Here is a 25,700-nt window from a genome sequence, read left to right as displayed (position 1 = left end):
TAACGGCATCATCATGGCCGACGCATTGGCAGACCGCGTGGAGCTGCGCCCCGGCCACCATCCCGCTCCATCGGCAGCCTGATCCACCGCCCCTAATCCACCGATACACCCAAAATGATTCCGCATGTCGCAACGAACGACAGCGGGCCGCAAGAGAGGACCTGACATGAAATCCGTGCCCACCATCCGCCTCAGCCGCATCGCCCTGCTATGCGCCACGGCCGTCGGCGCGATGAGCGCATCGACCGCCTGGGCGCAGGCGGTTCCGGCCCCGCAAGGGCAGATACTCAATGACGGCCAGGATGACGGCCCCTCCGTGCCGCCCGCGCCGCAGACCGACCAGACCCAGGGCACGCCATCCGAGGACATCGTCGTCACCGGCTACCGCTCGAGCCTGGCCAAGTCGACCAACGCCAAGCGCGCGTCGACCGGCTTCACCGACTCGATCTTCGCCGAGGATATCGGCAAGTTCCCCGACACCAACATCGCCGAGTCCTTCAACCGCATTCCGGGCGTCACCATCACCCGTGACGTGACCGGCGAAGGCACCAACGTCGCCATTCGCGGCTTGGGATCGAACTTCACCAACGTGACCTTGAACGGCGCTCCCATCGCGGTCGCGTCATCGGGTTCGACCGACGCGCAGGGCACTGACCGCTCGGTCGACCTCAGCTTCTTCCCGACCGACCTGTTCACCAAGCTGACCGTGAACAAGAGCTACACCGCCGACCTGCTGGAAGGTGGCGCGGCGGGCAATATCGACCTGCGCTCGGCCCGTCCGTTCGACCGCAGCGGCCCCTTCCTCGCCTATAATATCCAGGGATCGAAGCAGACGCCCGAGGACCGTATCGGTGCGCGCGGCTCGTTGATCGGCAGCTGGCGCAACGACACGTTCGGCGTCCTGGCGGGCGTTTCGGCGCAGCGCCTGTTCACCGATACGCGCGGTTTCGAGACCATCGGCTATACCAACCCGGCGCTGACGGCGGCGCAGTGCGGCGCGACCAGCGGCTGCAACAGCACCGGCGGCGGCAACTGGACGATCCCGGCGACGGTGCCGGTCGGTGCCGGTGCGGGCCTCGTCCCCGGCACGGTGATCGACCGCAACTTCCTGCTCGCCAACAATCCGGGTGCGACCATCCAGCAGATCGATAACGGCCTGCTGCCCCGCCTGGGCCGCGTCACCAGCATTCGCGGCCCGCGCGACCGCATCAACGCGATCCTGAGTGCGGAGTATCGCCCGACCGACGAGCTGCATTTCTATGTCGACGGTCTGTACGGCTTTAAGAAGAACGAGCTGACCCGTGAGAACATGGCCTGGATCGTCCGTAACGGCGCGATCATCCCGACGAACCTGACCTTCGACAAGTCCGATTGCAGCGCGGGCTGCACCGTCACCGGCGGCACGTTCGCCAACGCCCAGTTCTTCAACGAATTCCGCCCCTATACCGAGACGACGCGCCTCTGGAGCGTCAATCCGGGTGCCGAGTGGCAGATCAACGACAAGCTGAAGCTGAACTTCCAGGGCAATTACGCCCGCTCGACCTTCCACCGCGAGAGCCCGACCGTCGGCATGACGACGCCGCTGGGCGTCGGCAACACCGTCACCTTCTCGAACACCGGCGGCATTCCGACGATCAAGAGCGCGCTCGACCTGAACGACCCGAAGAATTTCGGCTGGTATGCGGGCAGCCGCGTCAACCTGCAGGACGAACGTCGCCTCAACATCAACAAGGGGCTGCGCGGCGACCTGACCTGGGGTGACACCGCGCTGAACCTGAAGGTCGGCGGCGCCTATGACGATACGTCGCGCCGCATCCGGGGCTTCGACAACAGCCAGTTCTGGCAGAACGCGGTCTGCGGCAACAATCCGAACGTCGCCGTCCCCTCGCCCAACTCGCAGCCGCCGTGCGAGGGTCTGAACGCGCCGGGCGCCGCGCCTGCGGGCTATCCGACCTATCCGGGTTATGGCACCGGCTTCAGCTCGGGCATGAGCGGCCCGGTCAGCTATGGCGGTTCGCTGATCCCCAACAGCGCGGCGCCCAGCTATCTGTCGCCCGGCCCGGCCGGTTTCGTGACGGTCAACTGGCCCGCCTTCGCCAAGGCCAGCAACTACCAGTTCTTCCACGACAACGCGCCCGAGAATGGCGGCGCGAACACCGGCGCCAGTGCGGGCTTCATCCGCGAGGTCGTGAAGTCGGCCTTCGCGACCGTCAACGGTGCGCAGGAACTGGGCGGCAACACGCTGCGCTTCAATGTCGGCCTGCGCTACGTCAACACGATCCAGACGATCTCGGGCCGCGTCTCGGTCCCCGATCCCCGCAACACGACCGCGACCGGCGCGTCGCTGCCCGATGGAAGCCGCTATCCCAGCATCGTGAACATCGCCGACACTCGGAACGTCTATTCGGAATGGCTGCCCGCGGCGACCTTCGCCTATGACATTGGCGACCATGCGGTGGTCCGTGTCGCGGGTTCACGCACCATGACCCGTCCGGACCCGTCGGCGCAGCTGCCGGGCATCAACTTCGGCGCGCCCTCGGCCGATCAGGCCTCGATCGGCAACCCGGCACTGGCCCCCTATCTGTCGACCAATCTCGACCTGGGCTTCGAATATTATACCGGCCGTGAGGGCGTGATCAGCTTCAATGCGTTCCGCAAGTCGCTGGAAGGGTTCACCACCACCGCGATCAGCACGGTGCCCTTCTCGAACCTGGCGCAGTACGGCATCACCTATGACACGCTGAACCCGACGCAGCAGATCGCGATCAACGCGCGCGGCGGACCCAGCCAGGCGCAGGTGCAGGTCACGTCGCAGGTCAACGTGCCCAACAAGCTGACCATCAACGGCCTGGAATTCCAGTGGGTTCAGCCGCTCGACTTCCTGACCCGCGCGATCGGCATCACCGGCTTCGGCTTCAACGCCAACGCCACCATCGTCGACCAGCGCAGCGACGGCCCGGCCGTTGCGTTCGGCGTGGCGCCCTTCACCTACAACATCACCGGCTATTACGAGAAAAACGGCGTGATGCTGCGTGTCGCCACGACCTCGCGTCAGGGCGCGCAGAATAGCGGCGCGGCGCAGAACGGCATCCCCAACGCGGCGCTGTTCGGCACCGACTTCACGACCTACGACTTCTCGTCGGCGTTCGACCTCGACAAGATCTTCGGGATCGCCGGTGCACCGCAGCTGACCGTCAACGTCGCCAACTTCACCAACGCGACGCTGCGCTCCTACTTCCAGTTCGAAAACGCGACGTTCACCCAGTACAAGCCGGGTCGTCAGTTCCTGATCGGCTTGCGCGGCACCTTCTAACCTTTCGATCGTTCACCCCTCGCGATCGGACAGAGGCCCCGGTGAAAACCGGGGCCTTTTTTTGCGAGTGGTGTTGGCGTCATCGGCGGACGACCAACCGGCTCTAACGTCGATCAATGATTGTTTCGCGCTTTCGGCTTTATCGAGTATCGTGCACCAGTGACCGTCCCCTCCCCATCAGTCAGTACGCCGCATGGCGAGGGCGTCGTCGCCATCAATACCAGCATGGAAATGCCACCCTTTCTCATCGGCGGTGGCGATTGTGCCGATCGGATCGCTCGCCTGGACTGGTCCGCCACGGCGCTCGGCCCGGTCGCAAGCTGGCCGATCGCGTTGACGACGACGCTCGCCTTGGTGCTGCGCTCGGCCGTGCCGTACCTGCTGTTCTGGGGCGAGGACGGGGTGATGCTGTACAACGACGCCTATGCCAATTTTGTCGGGGACGGCCATCCGGGATTGCTGGGCAAGACGGTCCATGACGGCTGGCCTCAATATGCCGCCTTCAACGACGTCATCATGACCGCCGGTTTCGGTGGCAAAACGCTGCACTTCCCGGACCTGCCCGCGACCCTCTACCGTAATGGGCAGGAGACGCAGGCCTGGGCCAATTTCGATACGTCGCCCATCGTCGATGGGCAGGGCAAGCCGGTCGGCGTCCTGTGCCTGCTGGCCGATACGACGCAGCGGGTGCTGGCGGAGCGTCGCGCGGCGTTCCTGCTGACCCTGGCCGATCATATGCGGGCGCTGGAGACGCCCACCGCAATCATGGCGCTGCCGGCGGAACGGTTGGGCGAGGAACTGTCGGCCAGCCGCGTCTTCTATGCCGAGATCACGAGCAAGGGCTGGATGACCGTCGAGCGCGACTATGCGCGCGGCGTATCTTCGATCGTCGGCCGCCACTCGCTGGTCAGTTTCGGGCCGGATTTGCTGGCCGCCTATCGCGGCGGCGCGCCGGTGGTCGTCACCAATGTGGATGCCGACGACCGTCTGAGCGACGGCGCGCGTTCGGGGCTTCAGGCACGTGAGGTCGGCGCATTCGTCGATGTCGTGCTGTTCGAGGAAACCGAATGGGTCGGCCTGCTCGCGGTCCAAAGCGCCACGCCGCGCATCTGGAGCCCAGAGGAAGAAGCGCTGATCCAGAATGTCGGCGAACGGGTCAAGGTCGCGGTCGAGCGGGCTCGCGCCGAAATGGCCTTGCGCGAGTTGAAGAACACGCTGGAGCAGCAGGTCGTCGAGCGCACCGCCGAGATCCGCCGCTATCACGAAATCGTCGAGGCGATCGCTTCGCCCATCTGCGCCTTCGATACCGACTATCGCCTGATCGCCTTCAATAAGGCGCATAACCAGGAATTCCGGCGGGTCTTCGGTTTCGACACCAAGATCGGCGACGTGTTTCCCGATCAGTTCGTGCCGGACCAGCGCGATGCCATCCGGGCGCTGATGTCCCGGGCGCTGACCGGCGAACATTTCACTGTCGCCGAAGCCTTTGGCAGCCCGGATCTCGCCAAGCCGATCTGGGAAATCACCTATACTCCGCTTCGCGACGGCGCGGGTCGGGTGATCGCGGCCTTTCACCAGGCCACCGACATTTCCGAACGCCTGAAGGCAGCCGCCGAACTGGAGGCAGCGCAGGAAGCCCTGCGACAAAGCCAGAAGGTCGAAGCCATGGGCAGCCTGACCGGCGGCGTCGCGCACGATTTCAACAACCTGCTGACGCCGATCATCGGCTCGCTCGACATGCTGATGCGCAGGGGCTCCGGCACGGCGCGCGAACAGCGGCTGATCGACGGGGCGCTGCAATCGGCCGAACGGGCCAAGACCCTCGTCCAGCGCCTGCTCGCCTTCGCCCGCCGCCAGCCGCTCCAGCCGACCGCCGTCGATCTGGGCCAGCTGGTCGACAGCATGGCCGACCTCATCGAATCCACGGTCGGCCCGACCATCACGCTGGAGGTGGAGGTCGCCGACGCCCTTCCCCCCGCCCGGGCCGATGCCAACCAGCTTGAAATGGCGCTGCTCAATCTGGCGGTCAACGCACGCGATGCGATGCCGAGCGGCGGCACGCTGTCGGTCAAGGTCCACCGCTGCGAGGTCGACGGCCAGCAGACGACCGACGTTCCGGCAGGTGACTATATCTGCCTGAGCGTCGGCGATACCGGCATGGGCATGGACGAAGAGACCCGCCTGCGCGCGATCGAGCCCTTCTTCTCGACCAAGGGCGTCGGCAAGGGCACGGGCCTGGGCCTGTCCATGGTACACGGGCTGGCTGCGCAGCTTGGTGGTGGCCTGACGATTTCGAGTGCGCTGGGGCACGGAACGGCGATCACGCTCTGGCTGCCGCTCAGCGATGTCGGGACGGCGGCGACAGCACCCGTGGTTCCTGCCCCGGCAAGGGCCGATGGCATCGGCACGGTCCTGCTGGTGGATGACGAGGATCTGGTGCGGATGAGCACCGCCGACATGCTGGCCGATCTGGGTTACGGCGTGGTCGAGGCGTCGTCCGGCGAACAGGCGCTGGAACTGGTGCAGGCGGGGTTGCGCCCCGACCTGCTCGTCACCGATCACCTCATGCCCGGTATGAGCGGCGCGCAGCTCGCCCGCGAGCTACAGGACAGGCTGGCCGGACTTCGCTCCCTCATCGTATCGGGCTATGCCGAGGCGGAAGGGCTGGATGTCGAGGTCGGGCGACTGACCAAGCCGTTCCGGAGCGAGGAACTGGCGGCGAGTCTGGCCGCCATCGGAGCGTCAGCTTCGGCAAGCCGGGCGGCCCCCGAAGAAGGGGACGCCGCCCAGCCGATTATTGCTTAATAATCGTCGGAATTGCCGTCGTCGAAACGGCCGCCATCGTCATCGTTGAAGTTGTTGATGGTGACATTCTCCGGTTGGCCCATAATGCCCTGGCCGCCGCCACCGAACAGGCCACCGCCGCCGCCGCGATGACCGAACATGTCGGACAGGCCCGAAAACAGCATCTCGCCGCCGACGACGCCCGCCGCCGTGGTGCCCGCGCTGCGCAGGAAGCTGCCCAGCCCGCCGCCGCCGGAGAAGACGCCGGGCCGGGCCTCGGGCGGGGCTGGCGAATAGCTGTCCTGCGGGCGCGCACCCCAGGGACCGCCAGCGCCCTGCGGCAGGAAGCCGCTGCTTGCCGGTGCGGCGGGTGCCTGTTGCTGACGCTCCAGCTCGGCGATGCGCTGCTGTGCCGCATGCAGCGACTGGTCGGCGACGATGGCGTGCTGGACCAGCAGATAGGCCGCGTCCGGATTGGAGGACAAAGCGCGGGCGATCATCGCATCGGCCTCGGGGTCCTTCCCACCCGTACGCGCGGCGGACAGTTCTTCGAGAAAGCGGGTAAGCAACATGCGTTCTTCGGCGTTCATCGGGGCACTCCAATCATACGCCCCGAAAGATCGTCGAGCCGGCCCCCAGATCAAGATCGGAAGGCTTGGATGACCGATTATTCACCCCAACGGCATCTTGTCTCCAGCCTGTGAACCGCCTTCCTGCTCCCATTCATATTCCTTTTGTAGTGCCAGTTCGTCGCGCCCCGCCGTCAGAACAGCCTGTTCGCGGCCCTTTTCGGCAAACGACACCACGAAGTCCTTGGCCGGGACATCGCCATCGATCGTCCGATCCTCGGGCGAGGCGACATGGCCCACATAGCGCAGGCTCAGGTCGTAATGGCCCGACCAGAAGAACGGCACTTCACGATAATCGCCGCTCACCTGTCCCATGAAATGCCGGGCAAGCCATTGCCCCATGCGCTGTGCCACCACCCAATGCTCGACCCGGATCGAGTGACCGAGGCGAGGGTCCGGTGCATTGGCGATATCGCCGATCGCGTGGATGGCGGGATCGGACGTTCGCAATTGAGGATCGACCTTCACGCCGCCGCCGTCGGACCTGTCGGCAAGATCGAGGCCGGCCGCTTCCGCCAGTTCCACCCGTGGCCGTACGCCGATCCCGGCGACGACGAAGTCGCCCTTCACTTCGGAACCGTCGTCAAGCATGGCGACATGGCCGTCCCAGCGCCCGATACGACGGTTCAGGTGGAAGGTGACGCCCTCGGTCTCGTGCAGGTTGCGGATCATCGCGCCGACCTCGGGCCCGGCCGTCTTCTCCAACGGCAGTTCGTCGTTGGATATGACCGCGACTTCCAGCCCCCGTGCAATCAGCGAGGCGGCGACCTCCAGGCCGATATAGCTCGACCCGACCACGATGGCGCGCTTCGCCTGTCCAGCCGCAGCGATCAGTTGGTCGGCATCGGTCAGCGTCCGCAAGGCGAACACGTCCTTTCGATCCGAACCGTAAAAATCGGACGAAACCACTGCCGCGCCGGTTGCCAGCACCAGCCGGTCATAGGATATGGTATCGTCGTTCGTCAGGACGATGGTCTTGGCTTCGCGGTCGATCCGCGACACGGCGATGCCAGACCGGACGTCCACGCCTTCCAGCCTAGGCAAGGTGGTCTCGCCTCGCTTCGCCTTACCTGCCAGATACTGTTTCGAGCAGAAGGTGCGATCATAGGGCGCATCGCTCTCCTCATCGATCACGATCACCGAGGCGCCCGCACCGTGGCGGGCCAGCATTTCGGCACAGGCATGACCCGCGGCGCCAGCGCCGATGACGACGATGCGTTCCAACTCCGCGGCCTCTGCGGCTTCGGGTGCAGGACCCGGTTCGGCGGGACCGGTGATCCGTACCTGGCCGTCGTCCTCGACCACCTCGAACCGCTCCAGCGGCGCGAAGGCGGGCGCGCCCACGGCCTCGCCCGTCTCGATATCGAAACGGGCATGATGCCAAGGACAGCGAAGCGTACCGTCCGCGACGATCCCGTCGACCAAGGGCGCTTTCAGATGCGTACACTGGCCCGCCAGCGCGCAGACCCGCCCCTTGTGCCGGACGAGCACGACATCCTGCCCGTCCAGCACACCGGCAACGATCCGCCCTTCCTGCACTTCGCTAGAGGCGATGCCCTTCGCCAGATCACGATCCGCCATCGCCTCTTGCCTTTCCTGCTTTATGGGGGTCAGTCGGCGCGCTGAAGCGCCGTCGCGGCGAGATGCTCGCCGACGAACCAGACCTGCGGTTCGTTGGAGCGGATGATGTCGCTGACCAGCAGGTCGTTGGTGCCGTCATCGCCCGACTCGTCGGCGGTCTTGGCGCCCTCATGTGCCTGTTCCAGCACGATACGATGCGCCTCCAGCAGACGGGCGAGCATCGTCGGCACATCCTCGCGACCGCGCGGCGGGCGCGGGATACGGGTCATCTCGGCCACGTCATGCGGCGTCGCGATGCTGATGCCGCCCAGCGCCTGGATGCGCTCAGCGACCATATCGACCAGTTCGGCCTGCTTTTCGTAATGCGTGTCGAGCAGCAGATGCAGTTGATAGAAGGTCGCACCCGACATCTGCCAATGGTGCTTCTTATACAGATCACGCAGCATCATGGTGTCGGCCAGCACCTGGTTCAGGATCGACACGCTTTGCTTGCGGGCATTGTCGGACAGACCCAGCGGCAAGTCCTTCAACGTGCCGAAGGGCTGGATCTCGCGATATTCGATCTTGTACTGCGGCTGCGCCTGGTCGGTATCGGCCACGACTTTACTCCGATCATGGATAGGGACCGTGGCCAAGCGCTTGCCCCCGCGCACGGTTCCATGAATTTTACGGCATCGCCCGACTGGCGAGGATTATCGCCTATGATCCAAATTAATTTTTATTGGGAGGCATTTGTCAGGAACGGACCGTGCCGTGCGGCGTCCAGCATGGGCTTTCAAGGAACCCGGCCGCATGATCCAACCGACCTTCGTCTTTCTCCACGCCCTGGGTTCCAGCAAAGGGGAATGGGAGCTGGTGTGTCGGCATCTCGGCAGTGCGCCTTGCATGGCACTCGACCTGCCGGGTTTTGGCGACCGGGTTGATGAAGGCTATGCCGATGTCGCGGCGATGGCCGACGATCTCGCCGACACGATCCGCCGCAACTGCCTGACGGCCTGTATCCTGGTCGGGCACAGCATGGGCGGCAAGATCGCCACCATCGTCGCCGCCCGCGCGGCGGCGGGTGAGATCGGGTTGGCCGGGGTTCTCGGCGTTGCGCTCGTCGCCGCCTCGCCCCCCTCGCCCGAACCGATGGACGAGGAACGCCGCGCGCAGATGATCGGCTGGGTCGAGGGCGGATCGATCGGGCAGGACGATGCCGAGACCTTCGTCGAGGCCAATACCGCGTCGGCTCTGCCGCCCGAACGGCATGACCGGGCAGTGGCAGACGTGCGGCGTTCGAGCCGGGAGGCGTGGCTCGGCTGGCTGGAACGGGGGAGCCTGGAGGATTGGAGCGGTCAGGTCGGCCAGATCTCGATCCCGGCACTGATCGTCGCGGGCTCGGAGGACGGTGACCTGAACGAGGATGCGCAGCGCAGGCTCAATGCGCCGCATTACCGTCATGCCGATATTCGCGTGGTCGATGGTGCCGCGCACCTGATCCCTTATGAACAGCCTGAAGCGCTCGCTCGGGCCCTCCAAGAGCTTGCCGCATCGCTGGCTCATTCGATCCTGCCGAGCGGGTTCGTGGACATTCTAAGCTCCGACCGGGTCAGCCGCCGCACCCGCGCCGCCATGCTGGAGCGGACCCGTCCGGTGTCCGACGCCAGACTTCCATGGTCGGACGCCGAGCGGGCGACCGTCCAGGCCCTGATTGCCCACATTCTGCCGGAAGACGTCTCCGCGCCTGATCTTGCCCAGCGGGTCGAGGTGGCCATAACGCAGGGGGCGGGGGACGGCTGGCGCTTCGCCGATCTGCCGCCCGATCCGGAGGCCTGGCGACAAGGGTTGCGGACCCTGGACGCGCTCACCGGCAACTTTGCCGCACTGGACCACGCCGCCCAGGCCGAGTGGCTGGAACGGATCGCTGCTGGAGATGACGACGCCACCGCCAATGCGGGTCCGCTCTCTCCGAAGAAGATCGCCCTCTGGTTCCAGGACGTCCGCGCGGAAGTCGTTCGCCAATGGGCCGCCATGCCCTCGACGATGGCAGCGATCGGCTATGACGGTTTTGCGGTCGGCGGCGATGGCCCCCGCAAGCAAGGCTATCGCCGAACCGGCGCGAACGATGTCGAAGCCTGGCAGACGGTACAGGAGAAGATCGCATGAGCCGCGCCCCCTATGCCGCGACCGAGATGGTCGATGCCGTGGTTATCGGAACCGGCGCAGGTGGCGCGCCGCTGACCGCGCGGCTGGCCGAAGCCGGGCTGTCGGTCGTCGCACTGGAGGCGGGACGGTCCTTCAAACCAAACGAACATGTCGCTGACGAACTCGCCGCCGATATCTACTGGATGGAAGAGCGACTGAGCGGCGGCAACGACCCCACCGCCTTCGGCTCCAACAATTCGGGCATGGGCGTCGGCGGCTCGACACTCCACTGGGGCGCCTTCTGCCCACGCCCCGATCCCCGCGACCTGCAACTGAAGACCATGACCGGGCAAGGCGCGGACTGGCCCGTCCCCCATGCCGAGCTGATCGCCTATGTGAAAGAAGTGGAGGCATTTACCGGCGTCTCGGGCCCGGCCCGTTACCCTTGGGACGACAGTCGCCGCTATGCCTATCCGCCGGTCCCCCGCAATGCCTCCGCCGATGTGATGGCGCGAGGGTGCGAGGCGTTGGGTATCACGGTGACGGACGCTCCGGCTGCGCTCGTCTCGCGCGACCGCGAACAGCCGCATTGGGGGCAACGCCAGGCCTGTGTCAATTGCGGCACCTGTCACCAGGGCTGCCGCAACGCCGCCAAGACCAGCATGGACACCAGCTATCTGCCCATGGCCGTCGCGCATGGGACCGAGATACGCTCTCAAGCGCGCGTACTGTCCTTCGAGTTCGACCAGCAAGGGCGGATCGACGGGGTCGTCTATCATCAGGGCGGTCAGGAACACCGGCAGAGATGCCGCGCCGTCTTCCTGTGCGCAGGCGGGGTCGAGAGCCCGCGCCTCCTGCTGAACCTGGGCCTCGCCAATTCCAGCGGACAGGTCGGGCGCAACTTCATGGCGCATGTCGCGACCCAGGTCTGGGGACGCTTCGATGACGAAATGCGGATGAACCGGGGCTATCCCTCCTCGCTGATCAGCGAGGACATGATGCGCCCCGCTGATGCCGATTGCGTCGGGGGCTATCTGATGCAGAGCCTGGGCGTGCTGCCGGTCAACCTCGCCACCGGACTGGCGCGCGGGGCGGGCATGTGGGGGACGCGGCTTCAGTCGATCCTGCGAAATTACAACCGCATGGCGGGGATCGGCATCAATGGCGATTGCCTGCCGCATCCCGACAACCGCCTGACCCTGTCGGACGAAACCGACGCGTTCGGCCATCGCAAGGCGCGGATCGACTTCAGCTATCATGCCAATGAACGCGCCATCGACCAGCATTCCCGCCGCGTCATGACCGCCATCTGGGAAGCGGCGGGCGCACAGGACATCTTTGCGGTCGATCGCTCGGCGCATACCATCGGCACCTGCCGGATGGGCGACAATGGCGACGACGCCGTGGTCGACGCGGACGGGCGCAGCTTCGACATCGCCAATCTGTGGATTTGCGACAACTCGGTGTTCCCCAGCGCGCTGGCGGCGAACCCTGCGCTGACGATCATGGCGCTGTCGCTGCGCACGGCGGACCGCTTCCTGGCGTCGGGGCGCTAGGCGGCGAGGCCGTTCGCCTCGACATGGTCGGCGATCGCTCCGGCGGTCGTCCACCATATCCGGGGATCGTCGGCCTCGCGCAGCGCCGTCAACACGCGGGCGAGCGGCGGGACACGGTGCGCCTGCCCCATGATATAGGGGTGCAGCGCGATCCCGAGGACCGAGGGACGGCGACCGGCCTCGGAGAGCAATTGCGCGACGGCATCGCGGATCATCGCGGCAAAAACATCCGCCTCCTGCTTGCGCTGGATCACGGCGGGCAAGTCGTTGATCTCCTGGGAATAGGGTATCGACAGAAGCTCGCCATGTTCGGTCGCCAACCGGGTCGGCTGGTCGTCATGCGCCCAGTCGAGCACGTAGTGATAGCCCGCCGCCTTCAGCAGGTCGGGCGTCACCTCGCTCTCCGAAATCCAGGGGCCAAGCCAGCCGGTGGGGCGGGTGCCGAGCGCGGCCAGTCTGTCGGTCACGTCGGCGATCAGGCGGCGTTCCTCCCCCTGCCCTAGCTTGCCCTGTGCCCTCGCATTGCTGCCGCCATGCGCCGCGATCTCGTCGCCCCGGTCACGACAGGCCTCGGCCAATCCCGGACAGCGATCCAGCACATCCGCGTTCAACAACGCCGTGGTCTTCAGCTCCAGCCGGTCGAACAATTCGAACAGCCGCCACGCGCCCACCCGATTGCCATAGTCGCGCCAGGCATAGTTCATCACGTCCGGCTGGTTCTGCGACGGCGCCAGCTCGGCTCCCAGGCCGCCGCCAAAGTCGAAGACTTCATGATTGACGCCCAGATAGATGGCGACGCTGCGCCCCTCGGGCCAGTCATAGGCGGGGCGGTCGATGATAGGGCGAAAGGGATAGCGACCCGGATCGGATGAAGACATGGCACGTCAACGTCGCCCCGCGCCAATGGATGCCCGGCCCTTCCCTATCCGCGCATTTGTAATGTCGGAGTTTTGGGCTAGGGCAATGACTTCGATGAGCCTCGTGGCGATTCGAACAACAAGGACCGCTACGATCCCGTCCAGGACGGCGCGGCCGACAGGCGGAGGATGGACCATGCTGACCCGACGTTCCTTCATGGCTGGTGCGACCACCGCCATGACCTTGCCCTCGATCGTCCGGGCCGCGGGCGCACCGACCATCGTCAACCCGGTGGTCCGTCAGCGCGCCGATGCGCAGGTCTTCCGCCACACCGATGGCTGGTATTACATGACCGGGTCGGTGCCCGAATATGACCGGCTGGTCCTGCGCCGCTCGAAGACACTGGCGGGTCTGACCACCGCGACGGAGAAGATACTGTGGCGGCACCTGCCGAGTGGGCCGATGTCGGGCTTCATCTGGGCGCCCGAGATGCATCTGATCGATGGCCGCTGGACCATGTATTTCGCGGCGGGGCCGAGCGGCGGCGGCGAGGATGTGTTCCGCATCCGCACCTTCGCGGTCATGTGCGACGGCCCCGATCCGATGACCGGCAACTGGTCGGTGCTGGGCCAGTTGCAGACCGGATGGGACAGCTTCACCCTCGACTCGACCAGCTTCGTCCACAAGGGCCAGCGTTATCTGGCATGGGCGCAGAGCGAGCCGGGCATCGCGACCAATTCCAACCTCTATCTCGCCCCGCTCAAGACCGCGCTGACCCTGGCCGCCAAGCCGGTGCGACTGTCGGTGCCGACGCTGGACTGGGAGATCCAGGGCTTCAAGGTCAATGAGGCGCCCGCGCTGCTCGCCCGCAACGGCAAGCTGTTCATGACCTATTCGGCCAGCGCCACCGATGCGCGCTATTGCATGGGGATGCTGACCTGCGATGCCGATGCCGACCTGATGAATGCGGCCAACTGGTCCAAGTCGCCGGTGCCGGTCTTCAAGACCTCCACCACGCACAAGGTCTTCGGACCCGGGCATAACAGCTTCACGGTGGACGAGCGCGGGCGCGACGTGCTGGTCTATCACGCGCGCGACTATCTGGAGATCAAGGGCGATCCGCTGTTCGATCCCAATCGGGATACGCGGATGCAGTATATCCGTTACCGCCCCGACGGTTCGCCGGATTTCGGCGAGCCGGTCGCCAATGGGCCGCTCCGCCGGCTCTGACCGGGTATTGCTCTGACAATAATCCTATCGCCACGCCTTGACGCCCAGGATCGCCAGGCCGCCCGCCATGGTGACCAGGGCGAGCACGACTAGCACCGCGTCGAAGTCGTGCGGCGTGGCGAAGGTCCAGGTCAGGCCCGCGCCGATGATGGTCGGCAGGGTATTGGTCAGGTTGAACAGACCCAGGTCGCGCCCCCGATGTCGGGGATCGGGCAAAAGCTGGAAGCTCAGCCCGGCATGCAGCGCGACGAAGACGGACGACCCGGCGGTGTAGAGGATGAACGCCGCCGCCGCAGCCTGACGGCTGTCCGCCGCGGCCATGGCCAGCAAACCCAACGCCGCGACCAGCGCCGCCATTGCTAGAATATACCGGCGGCGCTCCATACGATCCGCCAGCCGCCCCAGCACCAGGGCGATCGGCAAGGGCAGGACGAAGGCCAAGGTGAAGACCTGCCCGACCCAGTGGGGCAGATCGGCATAGTCGGCGGCCGGTACGATCGTTTCGAAGTAATAGAGCAGATAGACCTGGGTCACGACCGCCGCGACCTGGATGCACAGCCGCGCCATGCCCGCGATCAAAAAGTCCTGCCTGGGCGGGCGCGACGGCGCGGGCGCGACGCGCTCGTCCGGCATGGCGCCCCCCGCCCCGACCAGCAGCAACGGCAGAACGCAGAGCATGACCGCTATCACCATGGCCGCCAGCCGCCCCTGCTCCCCCAGCACGGTTTCGCCCACAACCCAGGTCGACAGGGCGGAGGCCGCCGGATTGCCGAGCGCGATCAGGCCGCCCGTCAGCCCGCGCTTCGCATCGGGTATCTCCTCCGCCATGATCGCCATCAGCGGGGCGAGCAACGCGTTGACCGTAAACTGAAAGAACAGGATTGCCGCGACCAGCATCACGGGTGTCGCGGCCATGCCGATCGCGGCATAGCTGGCCGCCACCCCTGCCAGGCCGATCGCCATCCAGCCCCGCCGACCACGCCCCGCGCGAAGCGACCGATCGCTCATCCAGCCGAACAGGATGTTCGCCAGGCTCGCCGTCGCTGCGCCCAGGACCGCGACGAGCGAGAGCAAGGCGATCCGGCCATCCGGGCTGACCGCCTCGACCTTCATCGGCACCAGCAGGGTCAGCAGCGGCAGATAGGCCGCCACGCCACCGATATTGGCCAGCGCATAAAGCCCCAAGGGCGGGCGCTGGCGCGGATGGGTGCGATCGAAGGGCGGGACCATCGCCCACCCTTGCCCCCGATCGCACGCCAAGGGCAACGGGCGTTACGGCTTCCGTTAAGGCTTCATCGTCTGCGCATCGATCCGGGTGGTGCTGACCATTGCCCGGTCGGTCGCGTCATGCGCCACCGCGACGCGATAGGCCCCGCCCTGAATTCGCCAGCCAGGGAGCGCGGTGTCGTAATCCGCCAGCAGACGCGGCTCGGCGATCAGGGTGATGCGACGCGTCTCGCCGGGCTTCAGCGTCACGCGCTGGAACGCCGCCAACCGCATCGGATCGCCACTGCCGTCGCGCGCCACATAGATTTGCGGCACGTCCGACCCGGCGCGCTGGCCAGTGTTGACGATATCGACGGTCACGCGGACCGTCTTTCCGCCGGTGACGACCGGGTTGCGATAGGCGAAGCTCGTATAGCTGAGCCCGTGACCGAAGGGGAAAAGCGGCTTCAGCCCCTTCTTCTCGTACCAGCGATAGCCGACATCGGCGCCCTCGACATAATCGACCGGGAAGCTCTGAAGCGTCGGGGCCGGTGTCGCCGCCGGATTGGCGGCGGCCGCCGCTTCGACCTCGCTCAGCTTGTCGAGCCCGACCGGGCGTGGGCGCGGCGGTTGCGAGGCATCGGCGGGGAAGGTGATCGGCAGGCGGCCCGAGGGATCGACCTGGCCGGTCAGGATCGCCGCCAGCGCCTCGCCGCCGCGCTGTCCGGGATACCAGGCCTGAACCACAGCGGGGACCTTCGCGATCCAGGGCATCAGCACGGGGCCGCCCGTTTCCATCACCGCCACGGTATGTGGCTGTGCGGCGGCGATCGCGGCGATCAGCGCGTCCTGCTGGTTCGGCAGCCGCAGGTCGGGTACGTCGTCTGCCTCGGTCGTCCACTGGGTGGCAAAGAAGATGGCCATGTCCGCCTTCTTCGCCGCCGCGACCGTCGCGTTCAGGTTGCGCCCGTCCTGCCACTCGATCTCGACGCCGGGCAGTGCCTTGCGCAGCGCGGTGAGCGGCGACGAGGCGTGATAGGTGATCCGCGCGAAGGAGGACGAGCCGCCATAAGCCAGCGGGATTTCGACCGGCGCACCGCCGACCGAGCGGACCTGCGACGATCCGCCGCCCGACAGCACGCCGACATCGGCATTGCCCCCGATCACCACGATCCGCTTGGCGGTGCGCGCGATGGGCAGGAGATTGCCGTCGTTCTTCAGAAGGACGATCCCCGCCTCCGCGGCGCGCTGCGCAACCTCGGCATGGGCGGCATAGTCGGGCGTCACCGCCTGGGTGGGCATCGGCGCATCATAGGCGCCTGTTTCGATCAGCCCGGTCAGATAGCGGGCAACCATGTCGTTCAGCCGCGCCTCGGGCACCTCCCCCTTGGCCACCGCCTCGGCGAGCGGCTCGGCGAAATAAATGGCCTTGTCGAGTTCCTGCCCGGACTCCTGGTCCAGCCCGGCATTGGCGGCCTTCACGGTCGAATGCACCGCGCCCCAGTCGCTCATGACCCAGCCATGATAGCCCCAGTCGCGCTTCAGCACGTCGGTCAGCAGATGACGGTTCTCACAGGCCCAGTCGCCGTTGATCTTGTTATAGGCGCACATGACCGAGCCGGGCCGCCCCTGCTCGATCGCGATCTGGAACGCGAGCAGGTCGCTCATTCGCAGCGCCGCCTCGCCGATCCGGGCGTCCAGGATGTTGCGGCCGGTTTCCTGCGCATTCAGCACATAATGCTTTATCGTCGAGACGATGCGGTTCGACTGAACGCCCGCGATATGCGCGCCGCCCAGCGTTCCGGCCAGCAGCGGGTCCTCGCCCAGATATTCGAAATTGCGACCGTTCCACGGATCGCGGGTCAGGTTGACGCCGCCCGCCAGCAACACGTTGAACCGCTTGTCGCGTGCCTCCGCGCCGATCATCGCGCCGCCCGCGCGGGCGATTGCGGGATCGAAGCTGGCCGCCGTCGCCAGACCGGAGGGCAGCGCGGTGGCGACGTCGCCAACCCGCTGCTCGACCTGATTGGCCACGCCCAGCGAGGCATCGCTCTCGCGGACCAGGGGCACGCCCAGCCGGGGAATGCCGTCGATATGACCGGCCGAGGGGATCAGTTCCTCCTTCGACTTGCCCGCCGCCATGGTCGGGAACAGGCCGTGGACCAGCAGGATCTTTTCCTCGCGCGTCATCTTCGCGACGATCCGGTCGGCGCGCGCGCGTGCGGCGGCGACGGAGGTCCGCGCCGCCTTTTGCGGCGAACGCTGCTGCGTCTGCGCCGACGCCCCGGTGCCCGCCGCGATCAGCGCGATCATCGCCAGACCGCCTGCCATCTTGCCCTTCGTCACAATCATCCTCCCCCGATCATCCGGTTTGCCGCCTTGTGTTGCATTGCTGCACGCCTGTCCAGAGAACGTTCACAATCGTGCAAAATCAATGGCTGACGCTCTTGACAGTCATCCGGCATTGGCAGAGTGAACGTTCTCATAGAGCGCGGATAACCGCGCCCGTTCACGAGGGGAGGTTTTCCATGCGTAGCGTTCGTGCTCGCCTTCTATCCAATTTCGCCATTGGTGTTTCCACCGTCGCCCTGACCCTTCCGGCCGTCGCATTGGCGCAGGATGCCGCCGCGACGATGGGCAATCCCGGCCCGGCCCAGACCGATCCCCAGGCGCCGACCAGCGGCCCGACCGACCCCGCACAGGGCGACGGCGATATCGTCGTCACCGGCATCCGCGCCAGCTTGCGCCAGTCGATCGACATCAAGCGCAATGCGCAGGGCGTGGTCGACGCGATCAGCGCCGAGGAGATGGGCAAGTTCCCCGACACCAACCTCGCCGAGTCGCTCCAGCGCATCACCGGCGTGTCGATCGACCGCTCGAACGGCGAGGGCCAGTTCGTGACGGTGCGCGGCTTCGGCGCCGAATATAATCTCGTCACGCTCAACGGGCGGCAGATGCCGACCTCGACGATCGGCGACGGCAACAGCGCGCCCGGCTCGCGCTCGTTCGACTTCGCCAACCTCGCCTCCGAAGGCGTCGCCGCGCTGGAGGTCTACAAGTCCGGCCGCGCGACGGTCGCCTCGGGCGGCATCGGCTCTACCATCAACATCCGCACCCCCCGTCCGCTCGACAAGTCGGGCCTGCGCGGTTCGATCTCGGCACGCGGGGTGATCGACACCTCGCAGAACGGCGGCAAGGACATCACGCCCGAAGTATCGGGCATCTTCTCCGACACCTTTGCCGACGACCGGATCGGCATGCTGGTCACCGGTGCCTATCAGCGCCGCAATTTCAGCCAGAACCAGGCCAATGTCGGCTGGCGCGACGGCTATCTCGGCTCGGAGAACAATTGGGGTTCACTGGCGCAGCAAGGCGATCCGCGCTACGCCAACATCACCAACCGTCCCGGCGCCAATGACGTGTATCAGGTGCCGCAGAACGCCAGCTACAACATCGTCAACGGCCGCCGCGAACGCATCAACGGCCAGGCCGTCCTGCAATTCCGACCCGTGGACGATCTGACCGCGACGGTCGACTATACCTATTCGCAGAACACCTTCGACATTCGGGACAACAATGTCGGCATCTGGTACAACCATAACGACACGTCGAGCGCCTGGACCAACGGCCCGATCGCCGGGCCGGTCTTCTATACCGAGCGCTTCACCGCCGCCGAGGCCAAGGACCTGGCCTATTCGGCCACGCAGACCTCGAGCCGCAGTATCAACAAGTCGCTGGGCGGCAACCTGACCTGGAAGGCGCCGGGCGGCGTCACCCTGTCGATCGACGCGCATCACTCGACCGCCGAGTCCAAGCCCGACAACCCTTACGGCAACAGCAACTCGGTCGGCACCGCGATCTTCGGCGTGCAGAGCCAGACGATCAAGTTCGACAACAAGCTTCCCGTCATCTCCTTCGCGATGCAGCCGGGCATCGACCCGCTGAACGCCGCGAACATCGTCCCCACGGGCAGTGCCTTCCGCAATTCCTATTTCCGCGACGAGATCAACCAGGTCCAGTTCCGCGGCCATTACGACCATGAACAGGGCTTCCTCGACAGCCTGGACTGGGGCTTCGACTATACCGACAACAAGGTGCGCTCGGCCTATAGCGTGCTTCAGAACGACACCTGGGGCGGCACCGGCGGCGACAGCGCGGCTCAGCGTGCGGCGGCCGCCGCCCTGATCCCCGACGATCTGTTTCAGCAGATCAGCGTGCCCGACAAATTCTCCGGCATCGGCGGCGCGAACAATGCGGCGATCGTGAAGTCCTTCTACGGCTTCGACCTGCCGTCGATGGTGTCGCTGCTCGACAAGGCCTATGGCATCTGCGGCGGCAACGGCCAGTGCCTGATCCCGTACACGACGGACTCGCGCATCCGGGAGAAGACCGTCGCGCCTTACTTCCAGTTCAACGGCAAGATGGACCTGTTTGCGCGCCCCGCGCACTTGATCGCAGGCTTGCGGTTCGAGAATACCGACGTCTCGGCCTCCGCGCTGGTGCCGACCCCGGTGGGTGCGCGGCAGAATTCGCAGAACGAGTTCAACATCCTGTTCTCGGGCAGTGGCTTCACGACGTTCAAGGGCCGCTACCAGAACTGGCTGCCCTCGGTCGACTTCGACTTCCAGCCGCTGGAAAACGTCAAGCTGCGCGCATCGTACAGCCACACCATCACCCGCGCGGATTATGGCAGCCTGCAGGGCGGCCGCAATCTGGATCAGCTGTTCCGCATCGGCGGCGGCACGGGTCGGGTCGGCAACCCCAATCTGATCCCGTACAAGTCGAAAAATATCGATCTGTCGGCGGAGTGGTATTACAAGCCGGACAGCTACATCTCGGTCGGCTTCTTCCACAAGGTCGTGTCGAACTATATCGGCAATACGCAGGTCAACCTGACGGTGCCCGGCCTGACCTCGCCCACCACGAGCTTCAACGGCGTGACCCAGAATGGCCCGCGCTATCAGGCGGCGATCAACGCACTGGGGGCCAATGCCACCTTCGCGCAAATCCGCGACTATATCGGCGCCAACTTCCCCGGCGGCGTGGTCAACGGTACGATCGTCGCGCAGCCCAATGATCCGCTGGTCAATTTTGTTGTCACGACGCCGTTCAACAGCGATCAGACCGCCAAGGTCGACGGCTTCGAGTTCGCGATCCAGCACAGCTTCTGGGACACCGGCTTCGGCACGATCCTGAACTACACGATCGTCAACGGGAACCGGAACTATGACAACCGGCAACCCGCCAGCGTGTCGCAATTCGCGATCACCGGCCTGTCGGACAGCGCCAACGCGGTCCTGTTCTACGACAAGTTCGGTATCCAGGCACGCGCGGCCTATAACTGGCGCCGGGGCTATCTGGCCGGGGCGGGCATCAACCCGGTCTATGTCAATACCTATGGCCAGTTGGATGCCAGTGCCAGCTATGCGCTGACCAAGAGCGTCGCGATCTTTGCCGAGGGCATCAATCTGCTGGGCGAGAACCGCAGCGGCCACCTCCGCTCGGATCGCAACGTCAACTTCGTAACCAAGCAGGATGCGCGCTACTCGGCGGGCGTGCGCTTCACCTTCTGACGACGGGAAAGCCAGCTTTTCCGCCAAGGAGAGGCTGGCTTTTCGCGGACCATATGGGCAATTTGCGGGCTTGGAAGACGGGCCGGGGATCGGGACTGCGGTGGACAAGGCTATCACCCGGATCGTGATCGTCGGCGGCGGCACCGCCGGATGGCTGGCCGCCGCCCGCATTGCCGCCGCCACCGCCGGATCGGTGACGGTCACGCTGATCGAATCCCCCGACGTGCCGACGCTCGGAGTCGGCGAAGGCACCTGGCCGGCCATTCGCCGTACGCTGGAGCGGATCGGCATCACCGAGACCGAGCTGCTGCTCGCCTGCGACGGGTCGTTCAAACAGGGGACGCGCTTCGACGGATGGGCGACCGGCGCGAGCGATGATCGCTATTACCATCCCTTCGTGCCACCGATCGACGCCGACCCCGCCGACCTGCCCCGCGATATCCCCTATGCCTTCGCCACCTGCGCCCAGCCGCTGGTTTGTGCCGAGGACCTCGCCCCGCGCCAGCGCGGGATGCCCGATTATGCAGGGGCGCTGAACTATGCCTATCATCTGGACGCGACGAAGCTCGCTGCGCAACTGACCCGGCACGCAACCACCCGTCTGGGCGTGCGGCATGTGCGCGATCACGTCACCGGGGTCGAACGCGGCGGGGATGGCGGTATCGCGACGGTCCATACCCGCGGATCGGGGAGCGTCGCGGGCGACCTGTTCCTCGACTGCACCGGCCATGCCGCGCTGCTGATCGGCGATGCGCTGGGGGTGGAGACGGTCGATGCCTCCTCCGTCCTGTTCAACGACCGGGCGCTCGCGGTGCAACTGCCCGTCGCGCCGGGCAGCCGCATCGCGTCGCAGACCGTGGCAACCGCCCATGGCGCGGGCTGGATCTGGGACATCGGCCTGCCGACCCGACGCGGGATCGGCTGTGTCTATGCCTCCGCTTTTATGAGCGACGACGAGGCGGAAGGCGTGTTGGTCGAGCATTGCCGCCGGATTTCGGGCGATAGCCCCGCCCCGCGTCGGCTGACCTTCCGCTCCGCCTATCGGTCCAGGCCCTGGACGGCCAATTGCCTCGCCATCGGCCAGTCGGCGGGGTTCATGGAGCCCCTCGAAGCTTCGGCCATCGTCATGATCGAGTTGGCGCTGGATGCACTGCTTGACGATTTTCCCGTCGACACCGGTCTGATGACGATCCAGGCGCGGCGTTTCAATGCGCTGGCGACCTATCGCTGGGAAAGGATCGTCGACTTTCTGAAGCTGCACTATGTCCTCAGCGGACGGGAAGATTCCTATTGGCGGGCGCATCGCGATCCCACCACTCTACCCGACCGGCTGTCCGAGATGCTGGCGCTGTGGCGCTATCGCAGCCCGTCCGCGCTCGACCTGCCTATGCAGGATGAACTGTTTCCCGCGGCCAGCTATCGCTACATCCTTCGGGGTATGGGTTTTCCCGCCCCCCTGCCCTCACCCGTGCCGCGCCCGCATCGGCCCGACCTGCCGAGCCAGCTTCGCCAGATCGACCAGCGCGGCCGCGCGCTGGCAGCAAGCCTGCCGACCAACCGCGCCTATCTCGACGCCCTGCGCGCCGAACAGGCCCCCCTTTCCGAGAAATGCGCCTGATGTCCCGCCACGAAGCCCTCAACCCCGACGACCACCGCGACCTGCGCATCCAAGAGCGCCGCGACGCTGCGCTGGGTGATGCCCGCATGGCCTGCATTGTCATGCCCGCCGAGTTCCGCGCGCTCCAGGCCGAATACCCCATCCTGTTCCGCCTGAACGAAACCCGCGACCGGTTCAGCGCGCTGGCCATGTTCGGGTTCGAGAATGGCGAGAATCTCTATCTGGCGGATGGCCGCTGGGACGCGCGCTACCGCCCCCTGGCGATCGATATCCAGCCTTTCCTGATCGGCGGCCGTCCCGATGAGGACGGCCCCAAGCAGATCCATGTCGATGTCGCCTCCCCCCGCATCGCGACCGGCGACGAAGGCGTGCGCGTTTTCGACAAGCATGGCCGCCCCACGCCCTATCTGGAACGGGTGATCGAACAGATCGGTGAACTCGACCATGGCTTTCGCGAGTCCGGCGATTTCTTCGCCGCGCTCCAGCGTCACGAGCTGCTCGAGCCCTTCACTTTGGAGGTGACGCTGGAGGATCGGTCGGACAACCGGCTGGTCGGCTATCACATCATCGACGAAGCGCGACTAAACTCGCTGAGCGGTACGGCCTTGGCCGAGCTTCAGGCGGCGGGCCATCTGGAGCCCATCTATATGGCGATGGCTTCGCTCAGCCAGTTTAGCGCCCTGATCGCGCGGCGCAACCGGCGGGCTGCGCGTGGCTGACGCCGATCCGGGGCGGCTGACCGCCCTTCCCCCAGTGCCCGAGGTGACGGTCGCCGATGCGGCCGAACTCGACCGGGTGCTGCGCGCCGCCGACCGCCCCTTCGTCGTGCGCGGGCTCGCTGCCGACTGGCCGCTGGTCCAGGCCGGGCGGCGTTCGGCGGAGGCGGCGCGGGCGTATCTGCTCGACCATCATCGCGACCGGCCCTTCACCGTCTCGGTCGGCGTGCCGGGCAGCGGCGGGCGGCTGTTCTACGACGACGCCATGGCGATGAACTTCCGCATGATGGAGGCGCGCCTTCCGGAGATCTTCGCCCGCATCGCGGAATTTGCGGGCCGGCCCGACGCTCCCTCCATCTATCTCGCCTCGATCGACATGCATCAGTTTTTCGACGGGCTGCACGAGGCCAACCATATCGATCTGGGCCAGCGCGAGCTGCTGGCCAGCATCTGGATCGGCACCCGCACCCGGATTGCGGCGCATAATGACGTGCCGCACAACCTTGCGGTCTGCGCGGTCGGCCGCCGCCGCTTCACGGTCTTTCCGCGCGAGCAGTTCCGCAACCTCTATCTCGGCCCCGTCGACAACACACCAGCGGGCCGCGCGGTCAGCATGGTCGATTTCCACGCCCCCGATTTCGAGCGCCATCCCCACTTCGCCGACGCGCTGGAAACCGCGCAGGTCGCCGATCTGGCGGCGGGGGACGCAGTGTTCATCCCCGCCCTCTGGTGGCACCATGTCGAAGGGACCGAGGATTTCAACGTGCTGGTCAATTACTGGTGGCGCGACGCGCCCCGCTGGCTGGGCCAGCCGCAAGAGGCGTTGAACCACGCGATGATGACGATCCGCGACCTGCCCGCCGACCAGAAGGCGCATTGGCGCGCCATGTTCGACCATTATGTCTTCGCCAATGACGATAGCGTGGTCGCCCATATCCCCAAGGGCGGGCGCGGCATATTGGACCCCATGACGCCCGACCTGGCGGGTCGCATCCGTGCCTTCCTGCTGCGGGCGCTCAGCCGATGAGCACGCCGCGCCGTATCGTGATCGCCGGGGGCGGCACCGCCGGTTGGATGGCCGCCGCCGCCATGGCCCGAACGCTGGGCCGTGCGGTCACCGTCACGCTGGTGGAGTCGGACGCGATCGGCACGATCGGCGTCGGCGAGTCGACCATTCCGCCCATCATCACCTTCAATCGGCTGCTCGGCATCAACGAGGCCGAGTTCATGGCCGCGACCCAGGCGACCTTTAAGCTGGGCATCCAATTCGACGGGTGGAAGGGGCCGGAGGACCGCTATTTCCATTCCTTTGGGCTGACCGGCAAGGACCACTGGGCGGCGGGGTTCCAGCATTTCTGGCTGGACGGCCTCCGTCGAGGGCATGACGCGCCCTATGACGATTACTGCCTGGAGCTGATCGCCGCGCGCGAGGGCCGGTTCGCGCATCTCCCCGACGAGCGGATGAACTACGCCTATCAGCTCGACTCCACGCTCTACGGTCGCTTCCTGCGCGGCATGGCGGAGGGCGACGGCGTGACGCGGATCGAGGGGCGGATCGCCGAGGTCGAGCTGAACCCCGATAACGGCGACATCGCCGCCCTGGCGCTGGACGACGGTAGGCGGGTCGAGGGCGACCTGTTCCTCGATTGCACCGGTTTTCGCGCGTTGCTGATCGACCGCGCGTTGCATGTCGGCTTCGACGACTGGAGCCATTACCTGCCCTGCGACGCCGCCGTCGCGGTGCAGACCGAAAGCGTGCGCGCGCCCGTCCCCTATACCCGGGCCATCGCGCATGAGGCCGGGTGGCAATGGCGCATCCCGCTGCAACGCCGGGCGGGCAACGGCATCGTCTATTGCAGCCGCTACATGGATCACGACGCGGCACGCGAAAGGCTTTTATCCACCGTCGAGGGCCAGGTGCTGACCGAGCCCAACATGCTGCGTTTCCAGACCGGCGCACGGCGCAAGCAATGGCATCGCAACTGCATCGCGGTCGGCCTGTCGGGCGGGTTCCTGGAGCCGCTGGAGTCGACGAGCATCCACCTGATCCAGCGTGCCATCCTGCGACTGATCCGCCTGCTCCCGGGCGGCCCGATCAGCGCGCATGACGTGGCCGAATTTAACGATCAGCAGATGACCGACATGCTGCAGATCCGCGACTTCCTGATCCTGCACTACAAGGTCCATGAACGGCGCGACTCCGCCTTCTGGCGGCAATGCGCCGACATGGAGGTGCCCGACAGCCTGGCGCACAGGATCGCGCTGTTCCGCGAGACGGGCCGCGTCTTCCGCCGCAATGACGAGCTGTTCGCCGAGAATAGCTGGGTGCAGGTGATGATGGGCCAGGGCATCATGCCGGAGAGCCATCATCCGATCACCGCGCGGCTGTCCGACGAGGAGTTGGACCGGCTGCTGACCACGCTGCGCCAGAATATCGCGACGACGGTGCGCGGCCTGCCGCCCCATGCGGACTATGTCGCGCACCATTGCGGCACGGCGGCCTGACCTC

The 25,700-nt window shown here is 66.1% G+C and carries 15 protein-coding genes and 1 pseudogene; 10 read left to right on the top strand and 6 right to left on the bottom strand.

Annotation, left to right across the window (positions count from 1 at the left end; all coding sequences use genetic code 11):
- Nucleotides 1-166: 166 nt before the first annotated feature.
- Entirely contained in the window at nt 167-3,313 is a 3,147-nt protein-coding gene (locus tag ACWKSV_RS04360) for a TonB-dependent receptor (RefSeq protein ID WP_076716129.1), read from the top strand.
- A gap of 231 nt (nt 3,314-3,544) precedes the next feature.
- Nucleotides 3,545-6,118: a PAS domain-containing protein gene (locus ACWKSV_RS04355; RefSeq protein ID WP_483666902.1), complete on the top strand. Its 2,574-nt coding sequence runs from the start codon at nt 3,545-3,547 to the stop codon at nt 6,116-6,118.
- Here the strand turns inward: ACWKSV_RS04355 and ACWKSV_RS04350 are convergent.
- From ACWKSV_RS04350 to ACWKSV_RS04340, 3 genes are all read right to left on the bottom strand, one after another.
- Nucleotides 6,115-6,687, bottom strand: coding sequence for a DUF2076 domain-containing protein (locus tag ACWKSV_RS04350; protein ID WP_076716125.1), 573 nt, complete (start codon nt 6,685-6,687; stop codon nt 6,115-6,117). The genes ACWKSV_RS04355 and ACWKSV_RS04350 overlap by 4 nt on opposite strands.
- 81 nt (nt 6,688-6,768) lie before the next feature.
- Nucleotides 6,769-8,307: an FAD-dependent oxidoreductase gene (locus ACWKSV_RS04345; protein WP_076716123.1), complete on the bottom strand. Its 1,539-nt coding sequence runs from the start codon at nt 8,305-8,307 to the stop codon at nt 6,769-6,771.
- A 29-nt stretch (nt 8,308-8,336) separates the two neighbouring features.
- Entirely contained in the window at nt 8,337-8,906 is a 570-nt protein-coding gene (locus tag ACWKSV_RS04340) for a Dps family protein (RefSeq protein WP_172839659.1), read from the bottom strand.
- A gap of 193 nt (nt 8,907-9,099) precedes the next feature.
- Here ACWKSV_RS04340 and ACWKSV_RS04335 point away from each other — a divergent pair, with 193 nt between their 5' ends.
- Both ACWKSV_RS04335 and ACWKSV_RS04330 read left to right on the top strand, forming a co-directional pair.
- Nucleotides 9,100-10,455 carry an alpha/beta hydrolase gene (locus ACWKSV_RS04335; RefSeq protein ID WP_076716122.1) on the top strand — a complete coding sequence of 452 codons (1,356 nt, stop codon included), beginning with the start codon at nt 9,100-9,102 and terminating at the stop codon, nt 10,453-10,455.
- Nucleotides 10,452-11,990 (top strand): GMC family oxidoreductase, encoded by a 1,539-nt coding sequence (locus tag ACWKSV_RS04330; protein ID WP_076716120.1) that lies wholly within the window; start codon nt 10,452-10,454, stop codon nt 11,988-11,990. The genes ACWKSV_RS04335 and ACWKSV_RS04330 overlap by 4 nt, the downstream gene beginning before the upstream one ends.
- Here the strand turns inward: ACWKSV_RS04330 and ACWKSV_RS04325 are convergent.
- Nucleotides 11,987-12,868: a polysaccharide deacetylase family protein gene (locus ACWKSV_RS04325; protein ID WP_076716118.1), complete on the bottom strand. Its 882-nt coding sequence runs from the start codon at nt 12,866-12,868 to the stop codon at nt 11,987-11,989. The genes ACWKSV_RS04330 and ACWKSV_RS04325 overlap by 4 nt on opposite strands.
- 175 nt (nt 12,869-13,043) lie before the next feature.
- Here ACWKSV_RS04325 and ACWKSV_RS04320 point away from each other — a divergent pair.
- A pseudogene (locus ACWKSV_RS04320) lies at nt 13,044-14,066 on the top strand (glycoside hydrolase family 43 protein); the annotation flags it as partial.
- A gap of 36 nt (nt 14,067-14,102) precedes the next feature.
- Here the strand turns inward: ACWKSV_RS04320 and ACWKSV_RS04315 are convergent.
- Both ACWKSV_RS04315 and ACWKSV_RS04310 read right to left on the bottom strand, forming a co-directional pair.
- Nucleotides 14,103-15,308 (bottom strand): MFS transporter, encoded by a 1,206-nt coding sequence (locus ACWKSV_RS04315; RefSeq protein ID WP_076716115.1) that lies wholly within the window; start codon nt 15,306-15,308, stop codon nt 14,103-14,105.
- Nucleotides 15,309-15,362: 54 nt separating this feature from the next.
- Nucleotides 15,363-17,636 (bottom strand): beta-glucosidase, encoded by a 2,274-nt coding sequence (locus ACWKSV_RS04310; RefSeq protein WP_443026364.1) that lies wholly within the window; start codon nt 17,634-17,636, stop codon nt 15,363-15,365.
- A gap of 176 nt (nt 17,637-17,812) precedes the next feature.
- Here ACWKSV_RS04310 and ACWKSV_RS04305 point away from each other — a divergent pair, with 176 nt between their 5' ends.
- The 5 genes from ACWKSV_RS04305 to ACWKSV_RS04285 all read left to right on the top strand — a co-directional run bounded on the left by ACWKSV_RS04305 (nt 17,813) and on the right by ACWKSV_RS04285 (nt 25,696).
- Entirely contained in the window at nt 17,813-20,857 is a 3,045-nt protein-coding gene (locus tag ACWKSV_RS04305; protein WP_076716114.1) for a TonB-dependent receptor, read from the top strand.
- Nucleotides 20,858-20,957: 100 nt separating this feature from the next.
- Entirely contained in the window at nt 20,958-22,475 is a 1,518-nt protein-coding gene (locus tag ACWKSV_RS04300) for a tryptophan halogenase family protein (RefSeq protein WP_338469043.1), read from the top strand.
- Nucleotides 22,466-23,194: a SapC family protein gene (locus ACWKSV_RS04295; RefSeq protein ID WP_483666901.1), complete on the top strand. Its 729-nt coding sequence runs from the start codon at nt 22,466-22,468 to the stop codon at nt 23,192-23,194. The genes ACWKSV_RS04300 and ACWKSV_RS04295 overlap by 10 nt, the downstream gene beginning before the upstream one ends.
- Complete coding sequence (locus ACWKSV_RS04290) at nt 23,187-24,218, top strand: cupin-like domain-containing protein (RefSeq protein WP_076716112.1); 1,032 nt, start codon at nt 23,187-23,189, stop codon at nt 24,216-24,218. Before ACWKSV_RS04295 ends, ACWKSV_RS04290 begins: the two co-directional genes overlap by 8 nt.
- Complete coding sequence (locus ACWKSV_RS04285; protein ID WP_076716111.1) at nt 24,215-25,696, top strand: tryptophan halogenase family protein; 1,482 nt, start codon at nt 24,215-24,217, stop codon at nt 25,694-25,696. The genes ACWKSV_RS04290 and ACWKSV_RS04285 overlap by 4 nt, the downstream gene beginning before the upstream one ends.
- The last annotated feature ends 4 nt before the right edge of the window (nt 25,697-25,700 follow it).

The organism is Sphingomonas sp. SphC10, assembly GCF_057004845.1.
The sequence above is the reverse complement of the archived record's forward strand: the minus strand, read 5'-3'. Positions and strand labels throughout refer to the sequence as shown.

Coding starts and splice junctions, on each gene's coding strand:
- ACWKSV_RS04310 (WP_443026364.1), bottom strand. CDS start 17,636: ATGATTGTGACGAAGGGCAAGATGGCAGGCGGTCTGGCGATGATCGCG.
- ACWKSV_RS04345 (WP_076716123.1), bottom strand. CDS start 8,307: ATGGCGGATCGTGATCTGGCGAAGGGCATCGCCTCTAGCGAAGTGCAG.
- ACWKSV_RS04285 (WP_076716111.1), top strand. CDS start 24,215: ATGAGCACGCCGCGCCGTATCGTGATCGCCGGGGGCGGCACCGCCGGT.
- ACWKSV_RS04315 (WP_076716115.1), bottom strand. CDS start 15,308: ATGGTCCCGCCCTTCGATCGCACCCATCCGCGCCAGCGCCCGCCCTTG.
- ACWKSV_RS04330 (WP_076716120.1), top strand. CDS start 10,452: ATGAGCCGCGCCCCCTATGCCGCGACCGAGATGGTCGATGCCGTGGTT.
- ACWKSV_RS04355 (WP_483666902.1), top strand. CDS start 3,545: ATGCCACCCTTTCTCATCGGCGGTGGCGATTGTGCCGATCGGATCGCT.
- ACWKSV_RS04335 (WP_076716122.1), top strand. CDS start 9,100: ATGATCCAACCGACCTTCGTCTTTCTCCACGCCCTGGGTTCCAGCAAA.
- ACWKSV_RS04305 (WP_076716114.1), top strand. CDS start 17,813: ATGCGTAGCGTTCGTGCTCGCCTTCTATCCAATTTCGCCATTGGTGTT.
- ACWKSV_RS04350 (WP_076716125.1), bottom strand. CDS start 6,687: ATGAACGCCGAAGAACGCATGTTGCTTACCCGCTTTCTCGAAGAACTG.
- ACWKSV_RS04360 (WP_076716129.1), top strand. CDS start 167: ATGAAATCCGTGCCCACCATCCGCCTCAGCCGCATCGCCCTGCTATGC.
- ACWKSV_RS04325 (WP_076716118.1), bottom strand. CDS start 12,868: ATGTCTTCATCCGATCCGGGTCGCTATCCCTTTCGCCCTATCATCGAC.
- ACWKSV_RS04295 (WP_483666901.1), top strand. CDS start 22,466: ATGCGCCTGATGTCCCGCCACGAAGCCCTCAACCCCGACGACCACCGC.